Consider the following 23,544-nt stretch of genomic DNA (forward strand, 5'->3'; position numbering starts at 1 on the left):
CGGGAAAGTGCGCCAAGAAACCGCTGGAATTTGGCGCTTTTCCCCGAGATCAACGGGGGAGGTCGGTGGGGATGAGGCTGTAGAGCGCCATATCGCAGCGGCCTTCGTGCAGCCGCATCGCGTTGCGCTCGATGCCCTCGAAGACGAAACCGGCCTTCTCGGCGACGCGGCGCGAGCCGGTGTTGGCGGTCGCGGCCCTCAGCACGATCCGCTCGAAGCCCTGGTCAATGGCCCAGCGGCAGGCGGCGATCGTCGCCTCGGCGGCCAGACCTCGGCCGCGTGCCCACGGTGCCATCCAGTAGCCGATCTCGGTCGTCTGGGTCACCCACATAGTGCGCGTGAAGCCGATGGATCCGCAGAAACGGCCCGTGTCGCGTTCGATGATGGCCCACTTCTGCCCATCGCCGGTGACCCGGGACTCCGGCGCCACCGTCCGGCACCACGCCTCGGCTTCGTCGTGGGTGTACGGCACTCCGGGTTCGGGGAGCGGAAGCCACCTCTGAATCTCGGGGTCGTTGACCGCGGCGAAGACATCGTCGATGTCGGCTTCGGTGAAGGCACGCAGCGTCAACCGTTCCGTCTGCAGGATGACGATCGGCATCATCTGCTTGGCAGAGGTCATCGGTTCGGGCTGCATTCCGGTCCTTCCAACTCGTCGAACGTGTGCACGGCGCGGAGGAATCGAGCGGCCATGGCCGGGGCTCCCGCCCAGTGCACATGGAGGTAAGAGGCGTTCAGGGTGGCACTCGCGTATCCGTCGCCGCCACTGGATTTCCACTGCCAGGCGGGGTCGGTGCCGTGGGCGGGGGTGAGTGCGGTGCGGTGGAACTCGTGGCCGTGGACCCGGGTCCCGGCGGCGGCCAGGACGGAGTCGCGTACGGCGACGGCGGCGCGGTAGCCGAGGGTGAGGCGGCCCGTCATCCGTGCTTCGGCGGGGATGACCCCGCACATCGGTGCCCCGTCCAGCTCGCGCGCGAGGTAGAGCAGCCCGGCGCACTCGGCGGCCACAGGCGCACCGCGACCTGCCAGGTCGGCGACGGCGGATCTCAGCGAGGCGTTTCCGGAGAGCTCGGCGGCGTGCATCTCGGGGAACCCACCGCCGATGACGAGCCCGCGGGCGTTTTCCGGAAGCTTCTCGTCGTGCAGTGGATCAAATGCGACCACCTCGGCTCCACCGGCCCGCAGCAGCTCGGTCTGCTCGGTGTAGGAGAAGGTGAACGCGGGTCCACCCGCGACTGCTATCCGCGGGGAGGGCCCGGCCGAGCCCGACGCGCTGTCCGTTGGGGCGCCCTCGGGCGTCAGCAGCGCGGCCATCTCGGCGTCGGGGTCCCACGGCGAGCCGGGGAGCGGGGCGGCAGCGCGCGCCAGCGCGACGATCGCGTCCAGGTCGCAGGAGTCGGCGACCAGCGAGCCGAGCGCGTCCACGGCCTCGCGCGCGGCATGGGCTCGTTCGGCGGCCGGGATGAGGCCAAGGTGACGGGACGGAGTCTCGATGGCGGCGTGCCGCCGAATGGCGCCGAGAACCGGAACGCCCACGTCCTCCAGCGCGTCCCGTAGCAGCTTCTCATGGCGGTCGGAGCCGACCCGGTTGAGGATCACGCCGCCGACCCGCACACGCGTCTCGAAGGTGCAGAAGCCGTGCACGAGAGCGGCGATGGACCGGCTGGTCCGGGCGGCGTCCACGACCAGCACAACCGGCGCTCCGAGCTGCCCGGCGACATGCGCGGTCGAGGCGAAGTCCCCGGGGCCGTGGAAGTGCCGCGGCTCGGAGGCGCCGTCGAACAGGCCCATCACGCCCTCGATGACGGCGATGTCCGCCCCGGCGGCGCCATGCTCGAACAGCGGCACGATCCGGTCCTCGCCGCAGAGCACCGGATCCAGGTTCCGCGGCGGCCGCCCGGTGGCGAGGGCGTGATACCCGGGATCGATGTAGTCAGGCCCCACCTTGTGCCCGGACACGCGCGTTCCCCGAGCCGCCAGAGCGGCCATGAGCCCGGTGGCGACCGTGGTCTTCCCACTCCCCGACGCCGGGGCGGCGATCACCACGCGCGGAACCTGCGGCATGCGAGTATCCCTCTTCCTGCCCGACTGATCGACGACCGTCCAGGCTATGCGCACAAGAGAATCCCCGGGCACCAACGAGCGATGCCCCCGCGTGGCGGGGGCATCGCATGTTTCCGGTGCTACAGGCGGCCGGACTTCACCTCAGCGAGGAAGACGGACCACTCCGGCCGGGATGTGGCGTGCCAGCCGGGCCGGTGTCCCGGGACACCGGCCCGACCACCGTCGAGCGGTGGGCCCCACGGCTGAAGTTGCGGCGTCAGTGGTGGGCACGCGTTCCGCGTCGGCCGAAGCCGAGGAACGTGCCCTTCTGCTCCTCGGCGGTACGGGGATGTGGGGCCGCGGGCTGTGCGCCCTCCTCAGCCTCCGCCGCCGCCTCGGGCCGCGTCCCGGCGCGCACGGTCGTCCAGGCCACCGGCCAGAACACCACGATCGCGGCGACCGCCATCACGTAGAAGGCCCAGAACGGCGGAGCCACCATCGCCAGGGCCGTCACGACCAGCGCGATCGCCACCAGCCCCGTCAGGTCCCGGCTCATGATCGCGCCGCGGACGACACCCATCGCGAACGCCAGCGCCCCGAGCGCGAAGGCCACGGAACCGCTGATCAGCAGCGTCATGAACCACGGGTTCACGGCCTCGATCAGCGCCACGGTGTCGACACCCGTATCGATAGCGCCCGCGATGGTCATCTCGATCGCGGGCAGTCCCGCGAGGAGCACGAAGCCCGCGATGACCAGGGGGAACGCCCAGGAACTCCAGCGCTCCTCGCCTGCGTCCCTCAGGCGCCCGCGCAGGGCCAGGAAGGCGAGGGCGGACAGCGCGAAGGCCACCAGCGTCAGCATGTGCGCGGCGGCCCAGCGGGTGGTGTCGGCCTCGGCGGCCTCCGCGACGACCTCCGGGGTCGGCGCGCCGCCGGACACGAACGGGTGGTACAGGAAAGCGGCCAGCAGGACCACGGGGGCGATGGCCATGGCGGCCGCTCGGAACCAGTTACGGGTGGGTGTGGACATGGTGCCCACCTCCAGGACGAGATCCGACCCGGTCCGGGCGCCCGTTCAGCCCGGGCACGAAGTACTTATCGTCACAGTACGCCGGTGCCTCCGTCCTGGTATAGGCCCAAGGTCCCTGTCGTGCGGGATATTCGCAGGTCGGAGTCGCGTGTGGGCGTCGCGGCCGTCTATCCGCGCTGGCCCGCGCCACCGATGCAGGCGCCAGGGCGGGCACTAGTAGCGGTACCGGCCCGGCGGACGCCGCAGGGGAGCAGGTGATCGCCCGGCAGCTCCCTCCCGGTCACCTCGGCAAGGTCTTCACTGAGGTCCGTGAACGCGCTGAACGCCTCGGTCACTGGCTCACCTGGTACCGCACCGACGAGGGGTGGAGGTTCACCCTCACCGATTGCGCCACCGGGAACAAGCGCACCTACCCCTACCTCGCCCAGGTCCAGGCCCACCTGAACCGGGCTGAGCGCGAGCGTCGCTGACCGGCCCCCACAACCGCCGCCCGGCCCCACGGAAACGCCTCTGACTAATGCGTTTCTCGATGAATTGAAACGGATCGGTCGAATTCAGGTTGGCAATCCGCAAGGCTGACACTATCCAGATCCCTTGTCGTGCTGTGCTCGTCGGACGGGGCGCCAGCCATGTGTGGTGAGCTCCGCCCCCACCTCGGCGTTGGCTGAAGGGGGCCCTGAGCCGCGAGCCTGACCCAGATACGCTGATCCGCGGCATCTGCTGCGAAAGCGGCGGGAGTTGGACGACGGAAAGCGCGGTGGCATGGGCGCGAGCAGGCGGCTCGTCGGGGTCGGAGTGGGGCCGGGTGACCCGGAGTTGGTGACGGTGAAGGCCGTGCGGAGGATGCGCGAGGCCGACGTCGTGCTGGTTCCGGTCATGGCCCTGGATGAGCCGGGACGGGCGGAGGCCACGGTCCGCGAGCATGTGGACGATCAGTCCGTCGAGCGCGTCGTCTTCGCGCTCAACGATCGCGGAGGCCGCAGCGAGCGTCGGGTGCGGGCCTGGGACGAGGCGGCGCGGGCGGTGGTGCGGCACTTCGAGAGCGGGGCACAGACGGTCGCGTTCGCCACCATCGGCGACCCCAACGTCTACTCCACCTTCAGCTACCTCGCGCAGACCGTACGCGGCCTGGACCCCGACGTCGAGATCGAGACCGTCGCGGGCATCACCGCCATGCAGGACCTGGCCGCACGCTCGGGCAGCGTGCTGGCCGAGGGAACCGAGCCGCTGACGCTGCTTCCGGTGACCAGCGGGGTGGACCGGCTGCGGGAAGCACTGTCGGGGGATGCAACGGTGGTCGCCTACAAGTTCGGCCGGTTCGCCCCGGAGGCGGTGGCGGCGCTGCGCGAGTCCGGTCGCCTGGAGGACGCCGTGTACGGTTCTCGCCTGGGGCTCGACGATGAACGGATCGCCCCGGCTGCGAAGCTGGAGGGCGAAGAGCTCCCGTACCTGTCGACACTGATCGCCCCGGCACGCCGGGGCGAGCGCGGAGGGAAACTGTGAACGAGGCCCACCACGCGGCGGCGACCGATCACAGGAAGCAGGAAGCGGCGGTCGCCTCCGGGAACCAAAGCACGCCCGACCGACGGACCGGGAAGGTCACCTTCGTCGGGGCGGGCCCGGGCGCGGCCGACCTGTTGACGATCCGGGCGGCACGCGCGATCGAGGACGCGGACGTGGTCATCTGGGCCGCCAGCCTCGTGCACGAGGACGTTCTGCGGCACGCACGCGGAGACGCCGAAATCGTCGATTCCGCGAAGCTGCCGATGGAGGGCGTGCTGCCGTTCTACGAGCGGGCGGTGCGCGAGGGTATCCGCGTCGCGCGGATCCACTCCGGCGACCCGTCCCTGTGGGGCGCGGTGCAGGAGCAGCTGGACGAGTGCGTCGAACTGGGCCTGGAGGTCGAGATCATCCCGGGCGTGTCCAGCGTCAGCGCGGTGGCGGCCCTGGCCCAGCGAGAACTCACCATCCCCGAGGTGGCCCAGTCGGTGATCCTCACTCGGCTCGGCGGCGGCAAGACGCCGATGCCGGAGGGCGAGGAGGTCCGCGAGTTCGCCCGGCACGGCACCACCATGGCGCTGTTCCTCTCGGCGGCCCGCTCCGGGCAGCTGCAGCAGGAGCTGCTGGAGGGGGGCTACGCGGCCGACACCCCCTGTCTGATCGCCTACCAGGCCACCTGGCCCGACGAACTGGTGCTGCGCTGCACGCTCGGCGAGCTGGAGGCCACCCTCAAGGAGCACAAGCTGTGGAAACACACGCTCGTGCTCGTCGGGCCTGCGCTGTCCGCCGGGGGCACCCGCTCGCACCTGTACCACCCGGGGCACTTCCACGGTTACCGGCGCGCCGACCGTGCGGCGCGACGCGCGCTGCGCGAAGCGAGGCAGGGGTCCTAGGGCGATGACCGAGACGCCCGACACCGGCCCGGATCCCGGGCCGGACCTGCGCGAACCCGACCTCCCCCGCACGATGAAGGTGCGGCAGAAGGCGCTGCGCACCGGCTGGACGACGGGCACGTGCGCCTCGGCCGCGGCGAAGGCGGCCACCGAGGCGCTGGTCAGCGGGCGCCCGGTGGAGGTGGTGGAGGTGGCGCTGCCCTCGGGCCGCCGGATCACCTTCGCGACCGAGCGCTGCGAGGTCCTCTCGGCCGACCGCGCGGAGGCCGTGGTGGTGAAGGACGCCGGGGACGACCCCGACGCCACCCACGGCGCGCACATCACCGCCACGGTCACCCGCAGGCCGCAGAGCAGCGGTTTGGAACTCGACGGCGGCATCGGCGTCGGCGTCGTCACCAAGCCGGGGCTCGGTCTGGAACCCGGCGGCCCTGCGATCAACCCCGTCCCCCGCGAGATGATCACCCAGGCGGTGCGGGAGGCCGCCGACGTCGACCGTGCGGGTCTGAGCGTCGTCATCAGCGTCCCGGAGGGCGAGAAGATGGCGCGCAAGACCACCAACGCCAAACTCGGCATCCTCGGCGGGATCTCCATCCTCGGCACGACCGGGATCGTGCGCCCGTTCTCCACGGCCTCCTGGCGCGCCAGTGTCGAGCAGGCCGTGTCGGTGATGGCGGCCCAGGGCGAGGACACCCTGGTGCTGTGCACGGGAGGCCGCACCGAGAAGGGCGCGATGCTGCGCTACCCGCACCTGCCCGACGTCTGCTTCGTCGAGGTCGGCGACTTCACCGGCGCCGCACTGCGCCGCGCGCTGGACCACGGCCTGACCCGCGTCGTCTTCGTCGGCATGGCGGGCAAGCTCACCAAAATCGCCTCCGGTGTGCTGATGACCCACTACACCCGCTCCAAGGTCTCCACCGAACTCCTCGGCGACGTCACCCGCCAGGTGGGCGGCGGCGAAGAACTGGCCGCCCAGGTCGACACCGCCAACACCGGCCGCCACGCCTACGAACTCTGGGAGAAGGCGGACCTGCTCAAGCCCGGAGGCGACGAACTCTGCCACCGCGTCGCCGACGTCCTGACCCGCTTCACCGAGGGCGTGATGGCGGCGGAGGTCGCCATGGTCGACTTCACCGGCAAGAACGTGGTGGCGGCCTACCCGAGGGAGTCCACCGCGTGACCGGGGCGTCTCCGGTCGACGCGACGGAAGCGAGCTGAGCGGGTTCCAGCGGTGCCGTGAAGAACACGGAGAACAGGGGGAGCCGCCGTCCTCAGCTCCCCCTGCCTCGTGGTGTGGTGGCTACTCCAGCCGGACCGGCAGCTGGGGCAGGCCACGGAAGTTGGGGCTGGGGCGGTGGTGGAGGGATTCTGGTGGGACCGCGAGGGAGAGCTTCGGATAGCGGCGGAACAGGGAGTCGAAGGCGGTTTCGGCTTCCTGGCGGGCCAGGGCGGCGCCGAGGCAGTAGTGGGCGCCGTGGCCGAAGCCGAGGTGGGTTTCGCGGCGCGGCGGTTCGCGCGTGATGTCCAGCCGGTCGGGGTCGGGGAATTCGCGGGGGTCGCGGTTGGCGGAGGCGAAGAGGGCGAGTACCCCCTCGCCCCGATGGATGAGTGTGTCCGCGATTTCGACGTCGTCGGTCGCGTAGCGGACGCGCACCGCGCCGAGTACCGGGCCGCACCAGCGCATCAGTTCGTGGACGGCGCGTGGCGTCAGGTCGGGGTCGGCCCGCAGGCGGGCGAGCTGGTCCTGGTGGGTGAGCAGGGCGAGGACGCCATTGCCGATCAGATGGGCGGTCGTCACGTGCCCGGCGATGACGAGCGTGAAGACCAGCCGGACCAGTTCCTCCTCGGTGAGCCGGTCGCCGTCCTCCTCTTCCACTCTGAGCAGTGCCGACAGCAGGTCCTGGGTCGGACGCGCGCGACGGTGGCCGATGAGGTCCCTGATGTAGGCGGCTCCCTCAAGGAGCGCCGGACCGAAGGCCGTGCGGTCGATGCTGATCAGCGCGTCGCTCCACCTGTGCCACTGCTGCCGGTCCTCGTCCGGGATGCCGACGAGTTCGCAGATGACGGTGATGGGGAGGGGGTAGGCGAAGTGGTCGATGAGGTCGACGGCGCCGTCCGCGGCCTTGCTGGGGAGTTCGTCCAGGAGCCGGTCGGTGATCTCCTGCATGCGCGGGCGCAGTTCGTTGACGCGGCGCGCAGTGAAGGCCCGGGAGACGAGTTTGCGCAGCCGCGTGTGGTCGGCGCCTTCGAGGTCCAGGATCGAGCGCGCCACGTACTGGGCTTCCTCGCCGGAGAGTCCGCGTGTGCTCGTGATCTGCCGGTGGAGGTCGTCGGCCAGGCCGTCGGGCACGTCGTCGGGGTCGTTGCTGAAACGGGCGTCGCTCATCACCGTTCTGACATCGGCATAGCGCGTGGCGAGCCAGACGGGTGTGTCGATGCCGCGGGGCAGGGCCCGCGCTAACGGCGTCTGCTCGCGTAACCGCCGGTAGACGCCGAACGGGTTGCTGAGCAGCTCCGGGTCCAGCATGTCCAGGACGTCGCCCGCGGTCCGTGTATGCGGTGTCGTGCGCTCGGCCGATTCGGTCATGGTGCCCTCCATGCGGGGGAGAGAAGGCGGCGGGGGCGGTGCGGCTCGGACCCGGCGATCACCGGATCCGAGCCGCACCGCGCGTGCTTTCCTCAGAGTCGCACGGGAAGCCGGATCAGACTGCGGAAGGTGGGCTGTGGCTGGTACTCCAGTTCCTCAGGGTCGACCGCCAGCCGCAGGTCGGGGAAGCGGCTGAACAGTTTGGTGAAGGCGACGTCGCCTTCCTGGCGGGCCAGGGCGGCGCCGAGGCAGTAGTGGGGGCCGTGGCCGAAGCCGACGTGGGACTCGCGGCGGCCGGCGGGTTCGCGGGTGATGTCGAGGCGGTCGGGGGCGTCGAATTCACGGAGGTCGCGGTTGGCGGTGGCGAGGAGGCCCATGGCGGATTCCCCCTGCCGGATGGTGGTGCCCCCGATCTCGACGTCCTCCAGGGCGTAGCGGACGCGTGCAGCGGTCATGAGGGGGCCGCACCAGCGCATGAGTTCGTGGACCGCGCGCGGTGCCAGCTCGGGATCGGACTTCAGGCGGTCCAGTTCGTCGGGGTGGGTGAGCAGGGCGACGGTGCCGTTGCCGATGAGGTTGGCGGTCGTCAGGTGTCCGGCGATGACGAGGACGAAGATGAGGCTGATCATCTCGTCCTCGGTGAGCCGGTCGCCGTCCTCGTCCTGGATGCGGACCAGGCCCGACAGCAGGTCGGAGGTGGGTTGGGCGCGGCGGAGCTCGATGAGGCGCCGGATCTGGGCGGCGGCCTCGCGCACAACACCTGCGACGAGGGACCGGTCCGTGCTGAGCAGTTTGTCGCTCCACACGTGCCACTGCGTCCGGTCCTCTTCGGGGATCCCCACCAGTTCGCAGATCACCGCGATCGGGAGCGGGTAGGCGAAGTGTTCGATGAGGTCGACGACGCCGTTCTCGGCCGTGGCGGGGAGTTCGTCCAGCAGCCGGTCGGTGATCTCCTCCACACGCGGCCGCAGCTCGTTGACCCTGCGCACGGTGAACGTCCGGGAGACGAGCTTGCGCAGCCGGGTGTGGTCGGCACCCTCGATATCCAGGAGCGTGCGCGTGAGGTAGCTCTCCTCCTCGCGCATGCCGATCTCCTCCCGCGCCTTGCGTCGGAAATCGACCGCCTGCCCGCCCGGGACGTCGTGGGGGTCGTTGCTGAAGCGGGAGTCGGCCAGCAGCTCTTTGACCTCCGCGTACCGGGTGACGAGCCAGAAACCGAGGTCGGTCTCGCCGACACGGGTCTTCGCCCAGACGACCGGGGCCTGCTCCCGCAGCCGCCCGTAGATGGCGTGCGGGGTGCGCAGCAGTTCGGGATCTTGGAGGTCGAACACGGTGGCCTCGTCGGTGACGGCTTCCACCGGAATCGCGGTGGGGGTGGTGTCGGGCTGGACTCTTTCGGTCATTGGTTCCTCCGTTAAAAGAGAGGAGGGTTAGGGGGTAGCGGGGGATGACCGGGGCCGCCGCCCGTCCTCCTACGGCAGCCCAGGTGTCCGGCCCCGTCGGGCCGGGACCGGTGCGGTGATGCGGTGGGCTAGCGGCTCACAACCGCACGGGCAGGCGAGCGAGTCGGCGCATGCCCGGACTCTGCTCCCACTCCAGTTCGTCCTCCGGTACGGCGAGGGACAGCTCGGGGTAGCGGCGGAACAGCTTTCCGAACGCGACCTCACCCTCCTGCCGTGCCAGGGCGGCGCCGAGGCAGTAGTGGGCGCCGTGGCTGAAGCCGACGTGCTGCTCTCCGCGTGTGACCGGGCGCCGCGTGATGTCGAGGCGCTCCGGGGAGTCGAAGTACCGAGGGTCGTGGTTGGCCGCGACGAGCATCGCCTGGACGCGCTCGCCCTGGCGAATGAGCGTCTCCCCGACCATGACGTCTTCGGTCGCGAAGCGCGGACGCGTGGCCAGCACCGGGCCGCACCACCGCATGAGTTCGTGCACGGCGGCCGGAAGCCGGCTCTCGTCCTCTCGCAGCAGCTCCAGCTGGTCAGGGTGGGTCAGCAGGGCCACCGTGCCATTGCCGAGCAGGTGGGCCGTGGTCTCGTGGCCGGCGATGACGAGCGTCAGGATCATGGTGGCCAGTTCGACATCGCTGAGCTTGGTGCCGTCCTCGTCCTGGACCTGGATCATGGCGTCGATCAGGTCGTCGGACGGCGCGGACCGTCGCTGTTCGATCATCTGGTTGATGTGGTCGACCATGTCCCGCATGGCGTTGCCCATCGCCTCGGGTTCCATCGAGATCAGCCCGTGGCTCCACTTCCGCCACAGCGGCCGGTCCTCCTCCGGCACCCCGACCATCTCGCTGATAACGGTGATCGGGAGCGGGTAGGTGAAGTGTTCGATGAGGTCGACGACGCCGTTCTCGGCCGTGTCGGGGAGTTCGTCCAGCAGCCGGTCGGTGATTTCCTCCACGCGTGGCCGCAGCTCGTTGACCCTGCGCACAGTGAAGGCGCGGGAGACGAGTTTGCGCAGCCGCGTGTGGTCGGCCCCGTCGGAGTCCAGGATGGAATCCGCGATGTAGGGGATGTACTCCTCGGGAATCCCGAAGTGGCGCATGATCGCCACGCGCTCGTTCTCCTCGACGCCCGGGACCGACGTCGAGTTGTTGGCGAAGCGCGGGTCGTTCAGCACGGAGCGGACTTCCTCGTGCCGGGTGATGAACCAGATGGTGGATCCGTCCACGAACCTGCCCTTGACCACGGGACCCTGTTCGCGCACGCGTGCCCAAGCACCGTACGGGTCGCGCACGAACTCCGGATCCGTGAAGAATTCGACGACGTCAGGCTCGTGGGTGGCGGTGTGGTCGGCCGGAGTGGTCATGGTGTCCTCTCCTTTGTGGCTGTCAGGTGAGCTTCTGCCGGTCGATCTCTTCTCGGACCCGATCCACCAAGCGCTGGAAGAGGTCGATGACCCGCGGCGCCGCGGCCCGCAGGACCTCGGGCCGGGTGTCGGCTTCGAACGCCGCGTTCACGGTTCGGACCATGGCGTCGACCTTTGTGTCGAAGTCGGGGAACCCGGCCGCCCCTGCTCGAAGGCTGTCGAAGGTCAGGAAGCCGGTGACGACAGCGAAATAGGCGTGGCGCTGGGCCTCCGCCGAGAGGTCGGTGCGCACGATGCCGTGCTGGCGGAGCACCTGGAAGTACTCCGTGACGGTGCGCTCCCGGAACTCGACCAGGTCGCCGACGAGCTTGGGCGCGCTGCGGGACAGCGTGCCCAGGGTGTCGGAGTCCGCGACCATGACAGCCCGGAAGATCGGGTCGTCCATCACCGACCGCAGGGACCTCTCGGCCATTCGACTGGGGAGCAGGGCGGCGGGCTCCTCGCGCATCGCCTGTACGTAGGAGGCGGCCAGGACCGCCTGCGAGCGCATCAACACCGTCAGGAACAGCGCTTCCTTGGTGTTGAAGTGCAGATAGACGGTGCCCTTGCCGACACCCGCCCGGCGGGCGACATCGTCGATGGTGACGCGCTTGTAGCCCCATGCCACAAGGAGTTCACCGGCGGCGTCGAGGATGCGCTCCGCCCGCAGGTCGCGCTCCGCCTGCGTGGAGTCCCGAGACCCCGTCGACGCACGATCGTTCATGTCGTTCCCCGCCACGTTTCCCGCCACTCCAGCCGTGAGCTTGACTCGATGACCAGATGCGAAATCTGGTCATAAAATAAACGTACGTACAGCCAAGCCGCGTGGCAAGCATCACAGGCGTCAAGGAATCATTAAGGGGCGACCCGGTACCCTCGGCCTGTGTTGATCGCTGCCGCTGTGTGCCCGCACCCTCCGCTGCTCGTCCCCGACGTCGCCCAGGGCGCCGCCGCCGAGCTCGACCCGCTGCGCTCCGCCTGCGACCGGGCTGTCGCCGAGCTGGTCGCCGCCGGAGCCGACGAAGTCGTCGTCATCGGGACCGGCGAGCAGAACCGTGTCCACGACGCCGACGCCGGAGGCAGCCTGGCGGGGTACGGGGTGCCGATGCGGATCGGTCCGGCCCCGGCGGTTTTACCGCTCCCGCTCACCATCGGACGCTGGCTGGCCGAACGCGGGGGCGCGGCGCCCTCCTCCTACGTGGAGGTGGCGCACGACGCCCGCCCCGAGGAGTGCCTGGTGCGCGGCGCCGAACTCGCCGCGTCCGTGCCCCGGCTCGCGGTCGTCGTCATGGGCGACGGCAGCGCACGGCGCACCACCACGTCGCCGGGGCGTGTCGATGACCGCGCGATCGGCTTCGACGCGTCTGTCGCTGCTGCACTCGCCGCCGCCGACGTGGAGGCACTGTCATCCCTCGACCCGCGACTGGCCGAAGAACTCATGGTCGCGGGCCGCGCCGCCTGGCAGATGCTCGCCGGAGCCGCGGACGGCGCCGGCCTGAGCGGTCGGCTCCTCGCACACGTTGCCCCCTACGGCGTGGGGTACTTCGTCGCGTCCTGGAGGTGAGCCCACCCCCAGGTGTGACGGCTCAGCCTGACAGCTGCCCCTGCACGTCGCCGACCTCGTTCAGCGCCAGCTCCATCGCCCGATCAGCCAGGTCGGGCGCGTCGTAGGGCAGCCAGTGGATCCGTGGGTCGCGCCGGAACCAGGCATCCTGGCGGCGGGCGAAACGGCGCGTGGCGCGGACGGTGTCTGCGCGCGCGGTCGCCTCGTCATAGTCCTCGACGACGCCGTCGTCGTTGGGTCGTCCTTGCTCTGCAGCAAGGAACCGGAGCGCCTGCGCGTAGCCGAGGGCCCGCGACGCGGTGCGGCCCTCGCGCAGGCCGTGCTGGTCCAGCTCGCGGACCTCGTCCACCAACCCCGCCTCCCACATGCGGTCGACGCGCAGCTCGATGCGCTCGTCCAGTTCGGTCCGGGGGACCGACAGGCCGATCTGCGCGCACGGGTAGCGCGACACGTGCTGGGGCAGCGTCGCGGTGAACGGGCGGCCGGTGACCTCGATGACCTCCAGCGCGCGCACGATGCGGCGCCCGTTGCTCGGCAGGATCGCCTCGGCCGCCGCCGGGTCGCGTTCGGCGAGGCGGGCGTGGAGCGGGGCCGGGCCCACGTCCGCCAGCTCGGCCTCCAGGCGCGCCCGGACCTGCGGGTCGGTTCCGGGGAAGTCCAGATTGTCCAGGGCTCCGCGCACGTACAGCCCCGACCCGCCGACCAGGATCGGCACGCCGCCCCGTGCCTGGATGTCGTCGATCAGACCGCGCGCCAGGCGCTGGTAGCGGGCCACGTCGGCGGTCTCGGTGACCTCCCAGATGTCGAGCAGGTGGTGCGGCACGCCGCGCCGTTCGGCCGCGGTGAGTTTGGCGGTACCGATGTCCATGCCGCGGTACAGCTGCATGGAGTCGGCGTTGATGACCTCACCGGGCGTCCCGCGCTCCGCCAGCCGCAGGGCGAGTTCCACGGCCAGGTCGGACTTGCCGGCCGCGGTCGCGCCGACGACCGCGAGCACTCTGTTCACACTGCTCATCCGTCCAGTCTGACAGCGCTTGGGCGTGTTTGCTCCTAGGATGATCGTCATGCGATTCGCCAAAGGTCACGGCACCGAGAACGACTTCGTGATCCTCCCCGACCCCGATGGTTCGCTGGATCTCACGCGCGAGACGGTCGCCGCACTGTGCGACCGCCGTGCCGGAATCGGCGGCGACGGCGTGCTGCGGGTGGTGCGTACCCGGGCGCTGGGCGAGGTGCTGCCGGAATCGGCGGCCTCCTCCGCCTCCTGCGAGTGGTTCATGGACTACCGCAACGCCGACGGAGGCATCGCCGAGATGTGCGGCAACGGGGTCCGGGTCTTCGCCCGCTACCTGATCGAATCGGGGCTGGCCGAGGGCACCTCGTTCGGTGTGGGCACCCGCGCCGGGGCGCGGCACATCACGGTCGAGGCCAACGGCGACATCACCGTCGACATGGGCCGGCCCGAGGTGATGGGCAAGGGCTCCGCGGGGCTGGCCGACGGCACGGTGCACGGCACCCGCGTCTCGGTGGGCAACCCCCACCTCGCCTGCCCGGTGGACCGGCCGCTGAGCGAGATCGACCTCAGCGAGCAGCCCCGGCTGGACGCGGCCGAGTTCCCCGAGGGCGCCAACGTCGAGGTGTTCACCGAGACCGCCCCCGGTGCCCTGGAGATGCGGGTCTACGAGCGCGGTGCGGCCGAGACCCGGTCGTGCGGCACCGGCATCGTGGCTGTCGCGGCAGCCGCGACGCCGCCGGGTGAGGGCGCCACCTGGAGGGTGCGCGTGCTGGGCGGCGAGTGCATCGTGTACCTGGACGCCGACGGCGCCCGCCTGCGCGGACCGGCCGTGATCCTCGCCGAAGGCGACGTCGACGGGGCGCGCCTGGGGTGAGCGCGGCGGCGCGCTTCCTGCTGCGCAGGATGGTCGGCCACGTGGTGCTGCTGGCTGTCGTGTGCAGCTGTGCGTACCTGCTCGCGGCCGTCTCCCTCAACCCGCGGGAGAACTACGAGGGCCAGCGTCCGCCTCCGCCCGCACAGGTCGTCGAGGCCATGCTGGTCGCGCGCAACCTGAGCGACGACGTCCCCCTCGGCGAGCGCTATCTCACCTGGGCGTCGGGCGTCGTGACCGGCGATCTCGGCAGCACCTGGGATGGTCGGCCGGTCGGCGAGGAGATGGCCCGCCGCGTCGGCGCGAGCCTGCGCCTCCTGGCGCTCGGCGCCGTCGTCGGCGGCGTGACCGGCGTGCTGCTGGGCGCCTGGACCGGGAGTCGCAGGTACGGCACGGCGGATCGGATCGGTACGGCGGTGTCCGTCCTGCTGATCTCGATTCCGGTGGTGGTCATCGCGGTGCTGCTGCAGTCCGCCGCGCTGTGGGCCAACCAGGTGACCGGGGTGGAGCTGTTGCGCACAACGGGCGAGTCCACCCCCGGGTTGTCCGTCGGCTTCTGGGGGGATATGGCCGACCGGGCGCGCCACCTCGTGCTGCCCACGCTCGCCTTGGCCCTGCCGCAGATCGCCGTCTTCAGCCGCTACCAGCGGGGCGTCATGGCGGAAGCGGCCCGGGCCGACTACGTTCGTACTGCCCGCGCCAAGGGGCTGACCCGCGGCCGGGCACTGACCGTGCACGCGCTGCGCTCCTCGCTCATTCCCGCCGCCACCTATTTCGGATACTCGTTCGCGGCACTGTTCACCGGGGCCGTGATCGTCGAGAAGGTGTTCGGCGTCCACGGGGTGGGGGAGCTGCTCATCGACTCGGTCGGCCGCGGCGACGTGAACGCCGTGGCCGCCGTCCTGTGCTTCGGCGCGGTGTGCGTGCTGCTGACGGGGGCGCTGCTGGACGTCGTCCGTGTGGTGCTCGATCCTCGGGTGCGGACCGAATAACGGGCCCCGCTCGGGAGCAAGCAATGGTGACGGCGGTCGGGGACGGCACGGTCGGCACGCATGGTGGGGGAACGGGGTGCCGCGAGGGCGATCACGCGCGGGCATGACCTGACCGACATCCTGTTGTGCGGGCGGCGGTTGCGCCCGTCGGCGGAGTAGAATTTCCGAATTGTTCCGATAGTGCTGATGGCCCCACCTTCCGCGCACGTGTGCCGGCGCGGTCGACCGTCAGCCATACCGGACCACACCGATGACCACGCGCGGCCGTCCCCGCCCGGCCGCACGGCCGCGAGGAACGGCCGCGGAACAGCATGCTGGGGGATAGACGAGTGCGACCGGGGACGAGCAGGGCCGTCGCTGCCGCGGCGTCCGTGCTGCTGATCGCGGTCACGGTGACGTCCTGTCACAGCTCCCGAGGGGACGCGGAGAGCGAGGCCGCCACGGATGCGGCCTCGGCGCTGAATCCGACCGACCGCGACGACCTTGCCCAGGGCGGCACCCTGCGCTGGGGACTCAACGAGTTCCCGGCCCAGTGGAACCCGCACCACGCCGACGGCAACCTCTCCACGGTCGACACCGTGATGGCGGCGCTGATGCCCGCGCCCTTCCACACCGACGAGGACGGCATCGCGGTCCCCGACCCCGACTACGTCGACGACGTCGATGTGCGGACGCCCGACGACGACGGCGGCGGAAAGCAGGTCGTCACGCTCCACCTGAACCCGGACGCCCACTGGTCCGACGGCACCCCGATCACCTGGCGCGACTACGACAGCATGGCGCGGGCGCTCGCCGGAAAGCAGCCCGGCTTCCGCATCCTCGGCGCCGTCGGCTACGACCGGATCGCCTCGGTGCGGGCGGGGGCGGACGACTTCGAGGCCGTCATCACCTTCGACCGGCCCTACGCGGAGTACGCGTCGCTCTTCAGTCCGCTGCTCCCCGCCGAGTACACCGCGTCGGCGGAGAAGTTCGACGCGGGGTACCGCGAGGACATCCCGGTCACCGCCGGGCCCTTCGCGTTCGACGGGATCGACCCGTCCGCCCAGACGCTGACCCTGCGTCGCTCCGATGACTGGTGGGGCGCGCCGGCGCTGCTGGACCGCATCATCTTCCGCGCCATGGCGCCCGAGGCGCTGGACAGCGCCTTCCTCGACGGTGGGATCGACACCTACGCGCTGCCGCTCGACTCCGCCTCCTACGAGCGGGCCTCCTCGGCCGCCGACGGCGAGGTCCGTACCGCACTCGCGCCGGACTACCGGCACATCACCCTCAACGGGCAGAGCGACGTGCTCTCCGATGTCGACGTCCGGCACGCCATCTTCCAGGGGGTCGACCGCCGGGTCCTGGCCGAGGCCGCGTTCGGGGCCATCGACCGGCCGCACGAGCCGCTCGGCAACCACCTGCTGCTGCCCGGGCACCGCGGCTACGCGGACAACAGCGGCGAGTGGGGCGACTACGACCCCGAACACGCCAAGAAGCTGCTCGACGCGGCCGGCTGGAGGGCCCCGGCCGACGGCGCCACCCGCACCAGGGACGGCGCCCCGCTCTCCGTCGACTTCCTGGTGCCGCGCGGCCACCGCCCGGCCCAGGACGAGGCCGAGCTGGTGCAGGGGATGCTCGCCGAGATCGGTATCGACGTCCGCATCGAGGCGGTCTCCGGTGACGAGCTGTTCAGCAACTACGTGCTGCCCGGCCGCTATGACATGGTCGCCTTCGTCAACACCGGCGGCGGATTCCCGCTCTCCGAGACCCTGCAGCAGTGGAGCGGCCCGGTCACCAGAGCCGACGGGACCCCGAAGTGGCGGGCCAATGTGGGCCGCATCTCCACCCCGGAGATCGACGCCGCCCTGGACAAGGGCCTGGAGACCCTCGACCCCGGCGAGGCCGACGAGCGGATCAACGAGGCCGACCGCCTCCTTTGGGAGGCCGGGCACACCCTCCCGCTCTACCAGCGTCCCGAGCTGGTGGCCGTGCGCACCGACATCGCCAACCTCGGCGCGGTGGGTGCCGGCAGCCTCGACTACGCCGACATCGGCTTCACGGACCAGCGATAGTGCCCGTTGCCCCATCGCTCCGTTGATCTCGGGGATCAGGGGCCGGTCAGCGGTGTCGGCGGCCTCTGGCGTCGCCGAGCAGTGCCGAGACCGGGAGGCCGCGGATCGAGGCGTCGAGGACCTGGGCCGTGTGGGCCACGGCGATCGACGCGCCGGCGCGCTCCACCGCCGAGGCGATCTGCAGCGAGCACCCGGGGTTCCCCGCGATCAGCAGGTCGGCGCCGGTGGAGCGCACATCATCGCTCTTGTGGTCGCCCAGTTCGGCCGCGGCCTCGGGGCGCAGCAGGTTGTACACGCCCGCCGAACCGCAGCAGATATCCGGGTTGGGCAGGTCGCACAGGTCCAGCTCGGGGATCGAGCCCAGCAGGGACCGCGGCTCGGCGGTGATGCTCTGGCCATGGGAGAGGTGGCACGCGTCGTGGTAGGCCGCCCGCACGCGCAGCGGGTGCCGCCGCGCGCGCGGTCCCAGGTCGGCCAGGAACTCGGTGAGGTCGACGACCCGCGATGCCAGCTCCTCGGCCCGGCGCACCCGTGTTTCGGGCGCTCCGACCTCGCGCAGGACGCGCCCGTAGTGCTTCATGGTGCTGCCGCACCCGGCGGAGTTGACCACGACCGCCTCGACGCCCGCGCGCTCGAACGTCGCGACCGTGGCCTCGGCGAACCGCGCGGACTCCTCCGCCCGCCCGGCGTGCGCCGAGAGCGCCCCGCAGCAGCCCTGCGCGCGGGGGATCACCACATCGCAGCCCTCGCTCGCCAGTACCCGCGCTGTCGCGGTGTTGACCTGGGGAAAGAACGCGCCCTGGACGCACCCGGTGAGCATGCCGACCACCGCCCGGCGGCGCCCCCGCGCCGCGACCTTCTCCGGCAGGCGGGGGACGCCTCCCCGCAGCGGCGGAGCGACGCGCTCCATCGTGGCGAGCACCGGCGGCACCCGGTCGAGCAGCCCCGAGCGCCGCAGCGGCCCGGACACGCCGGAGGCCTGGTAGGCACGCAGCGGGCCGCGCAGCAGGGCCAGCCGCCGCCGGTAGGGGAACAGAGCGAAGATCGCCGCGCGCAGCAGCCGTTCGCCCCAGCTGCGCGGATACTCCTCCTCGACCCGGGCACGCGTCGACTCCAGCAGCGCGTCATAGGCCACCCCCGATGGGCAGGCCGACACGCACGCCAGGCAGCCCAGGCAGTTGTCGAAGTGCTGGACGGCCGCGTCCGTCAGCACGTCGTCGTGTTCGACCTGGCCCATCAGGTGGATGCGCCCGCGCGGCGAGTCCATCTCCTGGCCCCAGAGCACGTGGGTGGGACACGTGGGCAGGCAGAACCCGCAGTGCACGCAGTCGCCCAGCAGCTCGGAGAACGAGCGCTCGGCGGTGCCCCCGGTTCCCTGGGGCGGCTGGGTCCCTTGGGCGGTGTGACCGTTGTTCACTGTTCCTCCACCTTCCTCGTGATCCCGGTGGTGAGCGAGCCGCGGGGGTTCGCCTCGATCGAGGTGAGGGACCTCCGGACCGGGAATGGGCGGGTCACTCGAATGTGACTGCGGCTCGGTCGGCGGTCAGACACCTCCCGCGATACGGCCGGGTGCCAACAGGTGGTCGGGGTCGAAGCGGTCCTTCACGGCGCGCATCAGGGGCAGGCCGGGGATCTCTCCCCACGCCTCCGGTAGCCGCGTGCGCGGCGCCCGGGTGGCGTCGGGGAAGGTCACCCAGCCGTCGTCGTGCGCGGCGCGCAGCCGGGTGACGGCGTCGATGGCGGCGCCCTCCGCGGCGGCGGGCAGCGCCGCGTACACGACCCCCGATCCGAGCGATCCGCGGAGGGCCACCGCTGTTCCGGCGCTCGCGGCGGCGGCGCGCAGAACAGCGAGCGCGTCCGGCAGGTCGCTGACGGGGAAGGCCAGTTGGAGGAGGAGGTCATCGGCTGATCCGGGGAGTGAGCCCCAGCCCGTGGGTGGTTCCGCACTGACCTCGGTCCGCTCCCCGAGCAGCGCCGCGACCTCGGCGGAGCGCTGCTCGACTCCGCTCTCCGCGCCCTCCAGCAGCACTCGCAGCGCGGGCGGGCCGTCCACCGGCCACTCCAGCTCGACAGCGGACGGGACGACCTGGGTCGCCCGCAGCGCCCGCGCCCCGGCGTGGACGTCGGCGGGGTCGTCGCCTTCGGCGGCGAGGCACACGAACCGGCGGGCCGGAGGGACCGGGTGCAGACGGAAGGTCACCGACGTGACGAGGCCGAGCGTCCCCAGCGCTCCAGTGTGCAGTTTGCCCAGGTCATAGCCTGCGACGTTCTTCACCACCCGGCCGCCGGACGACGCGGTGACGCCATCGGCGCGCACGGTCGTCATCCCGATGATCAGGTCGCGCACCGGCCCGTACAGCATCCGCAGCGGCCCCGACAGCCCGGTCGCCACGACACCGCCCACCGTCGACCCCGGCACGACGGTGTCCACCGACAGCCGCTGACCGGCCTTGGCCAGGGCCGCCTCCAGCTCCGCCATGGGCGTCCCGGCCCCGACGCGGACCACCAGGTCGCCGGTGGCGTGGTCGATGCCGTTCAACTCGCGTGTGTCGATGACGAGGTCACAGCGCTCGGGCGGACCGCCCCAGCCCATCTTGGTGGCGTGGCCGCGCGGCACCATCGCCAGGCCGTGCCGGGCGGCGGCCGCCATCAGCTCCGACGCCGAGGCGGGGTCGGGTGGCGTGGCGACGAAGCGGGGGAAGCGGGGGACGCGTCCGCCCACGGCGTCGTCCGGGCCGCCCGCGCGCAGTGCCGCCCCGCTCGCCGCGAGGTCGTCGGCCACCGCGGGCGCGTCCTGTCTGGATTCCACCGGCTCGCTACCTCCTCATCGGCGTCGTCACTCCCTTCCGTTGATCTCGGCGACGTGCGCCGAATTCCCGCGGTTTTCTGGTGCACGTCGCCGAGATCAACGGGAAGGGGTCAGAACAGCTCGGCCGTCCCCTCCGCCACCAGCGGGTGTTCGCCCCTCCGGACCGCCGGGCGCTCGCCGCACAGCCGCGGCGTGGGCAGCAGCTTCTCCGGATTGGCGATGCCCTGCGGATCGAAGGCCCGCCGGAAGCGGTCGAAGGTGTCCAGGTCGGCCGGGCCGAACATGGTCGGCATCTGGCAGGCCTTGTCGACCCCCACCCCGTGCTCGCCGGTGATCGAGCCGCCGTGCTCGATGCACAGGTCGAGGATGGTGCCCGAGACCTCGGCGGCGCGCTCGGCCGCGCCCGGTTCGGCGTCGTCGAAGAGCACGAGCGGGTGCAGGTTGCCGTCGCCAGCGTGGAAGACATTGGCCACGCGGATCCCGGAACGCGCGGACAGCTCGGCGATGCGGCGCAGCACCTCGGGCAGGGCGGTGCGGGGAACGACGCCGTCCTGCACGATGTAGGCGGGGCTGATGCGGCCGACGGCGGCAAACGCCGACTTGCGGCCCTTCCAGATGCGCGCCCGCTGCGCGGGGTCGTCGGCGGAGCGGATCTCGAACGCCCCGGCCTCGCGGCACAGCCGCTCGACCACGGCGGCGTAGGCCTCCACATCGGCGGCCGGACCGTCGAGCTCGACGATCAGCACCGCCCCGGCGCCCGGGGGGTAGCCGCAGGCCACCGCCTGCTCAGCGGCCTCGATGGACAGCGCGTCCATCATCTCCACGGCGGCGGGCAGCACACCGGCGGCGATGATCGCCGACACGGCGGCGCCTCCGGCGTCCGTGGTCTCGAACGCGGCGAGCACGGTGCTCACCCGCTGCGGGGCCCGCGTCAGCCGCACGGTGATCTCGGTGGCGATGCCCAGCGTGCCCTCGGAGCCGACGAACGCGCCGATGAGGTCGTAGCCGGGGGCGTCGGCGGCCTTGCCGCCCAGCCGCACGACGTCCCCCCGCGGGGTCACGATCTGCAGGCCGAGTACGTGGTTGACGGTGAAGCCGTACTTCAGGCAGTGCGCCCCGCCCGAGTTCTCCGCGATGTTGCCGCCCACCGAGCACACCTGCTGGCTGGAGGGGTCGGGCGCGTAGTAGTAGCCGTGCGGCGCCACGGCCTTGGTGATGTCGAGGTTGGCCACGCCCGGCTCGACGACGGCGCACTCGTTCTCGAGGTCGATCTCGATGATGCGGCGCATCCGGGAGGTGGTGATCAGGACGCCGTCGTCGCGCGGCAGCGCCCCGGCCGACAGCCCGGTTCCGGCGCCTCGGGGGACGAAGGGCACACCGGACTCGGCGCACAGCCGTACGACGTCGGCGATCTGCTCGGTGCTGGTGGGCAGGACGACCACCCCGGGCACCTCGGCGTGGTAGGTGAGCGCGTCGCTCTCGTAGGTGCGGCGCTGCGCGGTGTCGGTGAGGACACCGTCGTCGCCGCAGATCGCGCGTAGGCGCGGGACCAGCGCGTGAACCGGTTCCGGCATGGGGGTCGCCCCTCCCCGTCCGATGACACCGGGTGCCGGTGGGCCGGCCGGTCACCCACAGGTGCGGCCGACCCACCGACGGTGGATGTTGTCGACGTTACGGCATCCGCTCGTAGGCCGGAAGGGTCAGGAAGTCGGCGTAGTCGTCGGCCAGGGAGACCTCCTTGAACAGTTCCCTGGCGCGCTCGAACAGCTTGGCGTCGAACGCCGCGCCGCTGGCCTCGCGGAGCTTGGCCAGCTCCTCGTCGATGATGCGGTCGACGAGCTCACGGGTGACCTTGGGCCCGTCGTCGAGGGTGACGTCGTTGTGCAGCCACTGCCAGATCTGGGAGCGGGAGATCTCGGCGGTGGCGGCGTCCTCCATGAGGTTGTGGATGGCGACGGCGCCGTTCCCGCCGATCCACGCGGCCAGGTACTGCAGCGCCACGTCGATGTTGGAGCGCAGCCCGGCTTCGGTGATGCCGCCCTCGGTGGCGTCGACCGCCAGCAGGTCGTCGGCCTTGACGGTGACGTCGTCGCGGGTCCGGTCGAGCTGGTTGGGACGCTCGCCCAGGACGCCGTCGAAGATCTCCATGGCGACCGGGACCAGGTCGGGGTGGGCCACCCAGGAGCCGTCGAAGCCGTCGCCGGACTCGCGGGTCTTGTCGTCGCGCACCTTGGCCAGGGCGCGCTCGTTGACCTCGGGGTCGCGGCGGCTGGGGATGAAGGCGGCCATGCCGCCGATGGCGAAGGCGCCGCGCTTGTGGCAGGTGCTGACGAGCAGCTCGGTGTAGGCGCGCATGAACGGGGCGGTCATGGTGACCGCGTTGCGCTCGGGGAGCAGGAAGCGGCGGCCGCGGGTGCGGTGCACCTTGATCATGCTGAAGAGGTAGTCCCAGCGCCCGGCGTTGAGCCCGGCGGAGTGCTCGCGCAGCTCGTAGAGGATCTCCTCCATCTCGAAGGCGGCGGGGATCGTCTCGATGAGCACGGTGGCGCGGATGGTGCCGCGCGGGATGCCGAGGCGCTCCTGGGCGACGACGAAGATCTCGTTCCACAGCCGCGCTTCGAGGTGGCTCTCCATCTTGGGCAGGTAGAAGTAGGGACCCTTGCCCTTGTCGAGCTGGCGGCGCGCGCAGTGGAAGAAGTAGAGCGCGAAGTCGACGATGCCGCCGGAGGTGCGCTGGCCGTCGACCAGGATGTGCTTCTCGTCCAGGTGCCATCCGCGGGGGCGGACGACGATGGTGGCGAGTTCGCCGTCGTCCTTCAGCGCGTAGCTCTTGCCTTCGGGGGTCGAGAAGTCGATGGTGCGGTCCAGCGCGTCGCGCAGGTTGAGCTGGCCGCCGATCATGTTCTCCCACAGCGGGGTGTTGGCGTCCTCGAAGTCGGCCAGCCACACCTTCGCGCCGGAGTTGAGCGCGTTGATCGTCATCTTGCGGTCGGTGGGGCCGGTGATCTCCACGCGGCGGTCGGTGATCCCGGGAGCGGGCGGTGCGACCTTCCAGCTCGGGTCCTCCCGGATCTCCCGGGTCTCCGGCAGGAAGTCGAGGTCGGCACCGGCCGAGATCTCGGCCTGGCGACGCTTGCGCGCGGCCAGCAGCTCTTGACGGCGGCCCTCGAACCTCCGGTGCAGATCGGCGATGAGCGCGAGTGCGTCATCGGTGAGGATCTCGTTGTACCGCTCGTGCAGGGGGCCGGTGACCTCGACCCCGTTCGTGGCGCCCATGGGATAACCTTCCACAAAGCGAAATTTGCTTCTGTTATGTGGAATATGACGCTACTCTTCGGC

The 23,544-nt window shown here is 71.2% G+C and carries 20 protein-coding genes; 8 read left to right on the plus strand and 12 right to left on the minus strand.

All coding sequences use genetic code 11. The features are described 5' to 3' along the window. Positions 1–49: 49 nt before the first annotated feature. The 3 genes from CDO52_RS09830 to CDO52_RS09840 all read right to left on the minus strand — a co-directional run bounded on the left by CDO52_RS09830 (position 50) and on the right by CDO52_RS09840 (position 3,073). The gene (locus CDO52_RS09830) at positions 50–637 is read right to left on the minus strand and encodes a GNAT family N-acetyltransferase (protein ID WP_394340781.1); all 588 of its coding nucleotides are present in this window, start codon (positions 635–637) and stop codon (positions 50–52) included. Beyond that, positions 619–2,064, minus strand: a complete 1,446-nt coding sequence (locus CDO52_RS09835; RefSeq protein WP_017617643.1) for a cobyrinate a,c-diamide synthase — start codon at positions 2,062–2,064, stop codon at positions 619–621. Before CDO52_RS09835 ends, CDO52_RS09830 begins: the two co-directional genes overlap by 19 nt. 256 nt (positions 2,065–2,320) lie before the next feature. Further along, complete coding sequence (locus CDO52_RS09840; RefSeq protein ID WP_017617644.1) at positions 2,321–3,073, minus strand: hypothetical protein; 753 nt, start codon at positions 3,071–3,073, stop codon at positions 2,321–2,323. Positions 3,074–3,327: 254 nt separating this feature from the next. Here CDO52_RS09840 and CDO52_RS09845 point away from each other — a divergent pair, with 254 nt between their 5' ends. The 4 genes from CDO52_RS09845 to CDO52_RS09860 all read left to right on the plus strand — a co-directional run bounded on the left by CDO52_RS09845 (position 3,328) and on the right by CDO52_RS09860 (position 6,643). Further along, positions 3,328–3,543, plus strand: coding sequence for a hypothetical protein (locus CDO52_RS09845; RefSeq protein ID WP_017617645.1), 216 nt, complete (start codon positions 3,328–3,330; stop codon positions 3,541–3,543). Positions 3,544–3,835: 292 nt separating this feature from the next. After that, a complete protein-coding gene (gene cobI, locus CDO52_RS09850) occupies positions 3,836–4,576 on the plus strand; it encodes a precorrin-2 C(20)-methyltransferase (RefSeq protein ID WP_017617646.1) in 741 nt (246 codons plus the stop codon). Next, positions 4,573–5,466, plus strand: coding sequence for a precorrin-4 C(11)-methyltransferase (gene cobM, locus CDO52_RS09855; RefSeq protein WP_017617647.1), 894 nt, complete (start codon positions 4,573–4,575; stop codon positions 5,464–5,466). Before cobI ends, cobM begins: the two co-directional genes overlap by 4 nt. Positions 5,467–5,470: 4 nt before the next feature. Then, a complete protein-coding gene (locus tag CDO52_RS09860; RefSeq protein WP_017617648.1) occupies positions 5,471–6,643 on the plus strand; it encodes a cobalt-precorrin-5B (C(1))-methyltransferase in 1,173 nt (390 codons plus the stop codon). 120 nt (positions 6,644–6,763) lie between these two features. Here CDO52_RS09860 and CDO52_RS09865 read toward each other — a convergent pair whose 3' ends face one another. From CDO52_RS09865 to CDO52_RS09880, 4 genes are all read right to left on the minus strand, one after another. Further along, on the minus strand, positions 6,764–8,050 hold the full coding sequence (locus tag CDO52_RS09865; RefSeq protein ID WP_017617649.1) for a cytochrome P450 family protein: 1,287 nt from the start codon (positions 8,048–8,050) through the stop codon (positions 6,764–6,766). Positions 8,051–8,142: 92 nt separating this feature from the next. Continuing rightward, positions 8,143–9,453, minus strand: a complete 1,311-nt coding sequence (locus CDO52_RS09870; protein WP_017617650.1) for a cytochrome P450 family protein — start codon at positions 9,451–9,453, stop codon at positions 8,143–8,145. A gap of 136 nt (positions 9,454–9,589) precedes the next feature. Continuing rightward, on the minus strand, positions 9,590–10,861 hold the full coding sequence (locus tag CDO52_RS09875) for a cytochrome P450 family protein (protein WP_017617651.1): 1,272 nt from the start codon (positions 10,859–10,861) through the stop codon (positions 9,590–9,592). Between the two features lie 22 nt (positions 10,862–10,883). Then, the gene (locus CDO52_RS09880; protein ID WP_026125593.1) at positions 10,884–11,624 is read right to left on the minus strand and encodes a TetR/AcrR family transcriptional regulator; all 741 of its coding nucleotides are present in this window, start codon (positions 11,622–11,624) and stop codon (positions 10,884–10,886) included. A 159-nt stretch (positions 11,625–11,783) separates the two neighbouring features. Here CDO52_RS09880 and CDO52_RS09885 point away from each other — a divergent pair, with 159 nt between their 5' ends. After that, positions 11,784–12,464 (plus strand): class III extradiol ring-cleavage dioxygenase family protein, encoded by a 681-nt coding sequence (locus CDO52_RS09885; RefSeq protein WP_017617653.1) that lies wholly within the window; start codon positions 11,784–11,786, stop codon positions 12,462–12,464. A 22-nt stretch (positions 12,465–12,486) separates the two neighbouring features. Here CDO52_RS09885 and miaA read toward each other — a convergent pair whose 3' ends face one another. Then, entirely contained in the window at positions 12,487–13,479 is a 993-nt protein-coding gene (gene miaA, locus CDO52_RS09890; protein WP_394340782.1) for a tRNA (adenosine(37)-N6)-dimethylallyltransferase MiaA, read from the minus strand. A gap of 49 nt (positions 13,480–13,528) precedes the next feature. Here miaA and dapF point away from each other — a divergent pair, with 49 nt between their 5' ends. The 3 genes from dapF to CDO52_RS09905 all read left to right on the plus strand — a co-directional run bounded on the left by dapF (position 13,529) and on the right by CDO52_RS09905 (position 17,396). Next, positions 13,529–14,353, plus strand: a complete 825-nt coding sequence (gene dapF, locus CDO52_RS09895) for a diaminopimelate epimerase (RefSeq protein WP_094932336.1) — start codon at positions 13,529–13,531, stop codon at positions 14,351–14,353. Further along, positions 14,350–15,342 carry an ABC transporter permease gene (locus tag CDO52_RS09900; RefSeq protein ID WP_026125594.1) on the plus strand — a complete coding sequence of 331 codons (993 nt, stop codon included), beginning with the start codon at positions 14,350–14,352 and terminating at the stop codon, positions 15,340–15,342. Before dapF ends, CDO52_RS09900 begins: the two co-directional genes overlap by 4 nt. Before the next feature lie 329 nt (positions 15,343–15,671). Continuing rightward, positions 15,672–17,396: an ABC transporter family substrate-binding protein gene (locus tag CDO52_RS09905; RefSeq protein WP_193373651.1), complete on the plus strand. Its 1,725-nt coding sequence runs from the start codon at positions 15,672–15,674 to the stop codon at positions 17,394–17,396. Between the two features lie 46 nt (positions 17,397–17,442). Here the strand turns inward: CDO52_RS09905 and CDO52_RS09910 are convergent, their stop codons facing one another. The 4 genes from CDO52_RS09910 to aceB all read right to left on the minus strand — a co-directional run bounded on the left by CDO52_RS09910 (position 17,443) and on the right by aceB (position 23,481). Continuing rightward, complete coding sequence (locus CDO52_RS09910) at positions 17,443–18,813, minus strand: (Fe-S)-binding protein (protein WP_017617657.1); 1,371 nt, start codon at positions 18,811–18,813, stop codon at positions 17,443–17,445. A 126-nt stretch (positions 18,814–18,939) separates the two neighbouring features. Beyond that, positions 18,940–20,205: an FAD-binding oxidoreductase gene (locus CDO52_RS09915; protein ID WP_017617659.1), complete on the minus strand. Its 1,266-nt coding sequence runs from the start codon at positions 20,203–20,205 to the stop codon at positions 18,940–18,942. Positions 20,206–20,315: 110 nt separating this feature from the next. Continuing rightward, positions 20,316–21,779: an FAD-linked oxidase C-terminal domain-containing protein gene (locus CDO52_RS09920; protein ID WP_017617660.1), complete on the minus strand. Its 1,464-nt coding sequence runs from the start codon at positions 21,777–21,779 to the stop codon at positions 20,316–20,318. Positions 21,780–21,876: 97 nt separating this feature from the next. After that, positions 21,877–23,481, minus strand: coding sequence for a malate synthase A (aceB, locus tag CDO52_RS09925; protein ID WP_017617661.1), 1,605 nt, complete (start codon positions 23,479–23,481; stop codon positions 21,877–21,879). Positions 23,482–23,544: the final 63 nt, after the last annotated feature.

It is taken from the genome of Nocardiopsis gilva YIM 90087 (genome assembly GCF_002263495.1).
Taxonomy (GTDB): Bacteria; Actinomycetota; Actinomycetes; order Streptosporangiales; family Streptosporangiaceae; genus Nocardiopsis_C; species Nocardiopsis_C gilva.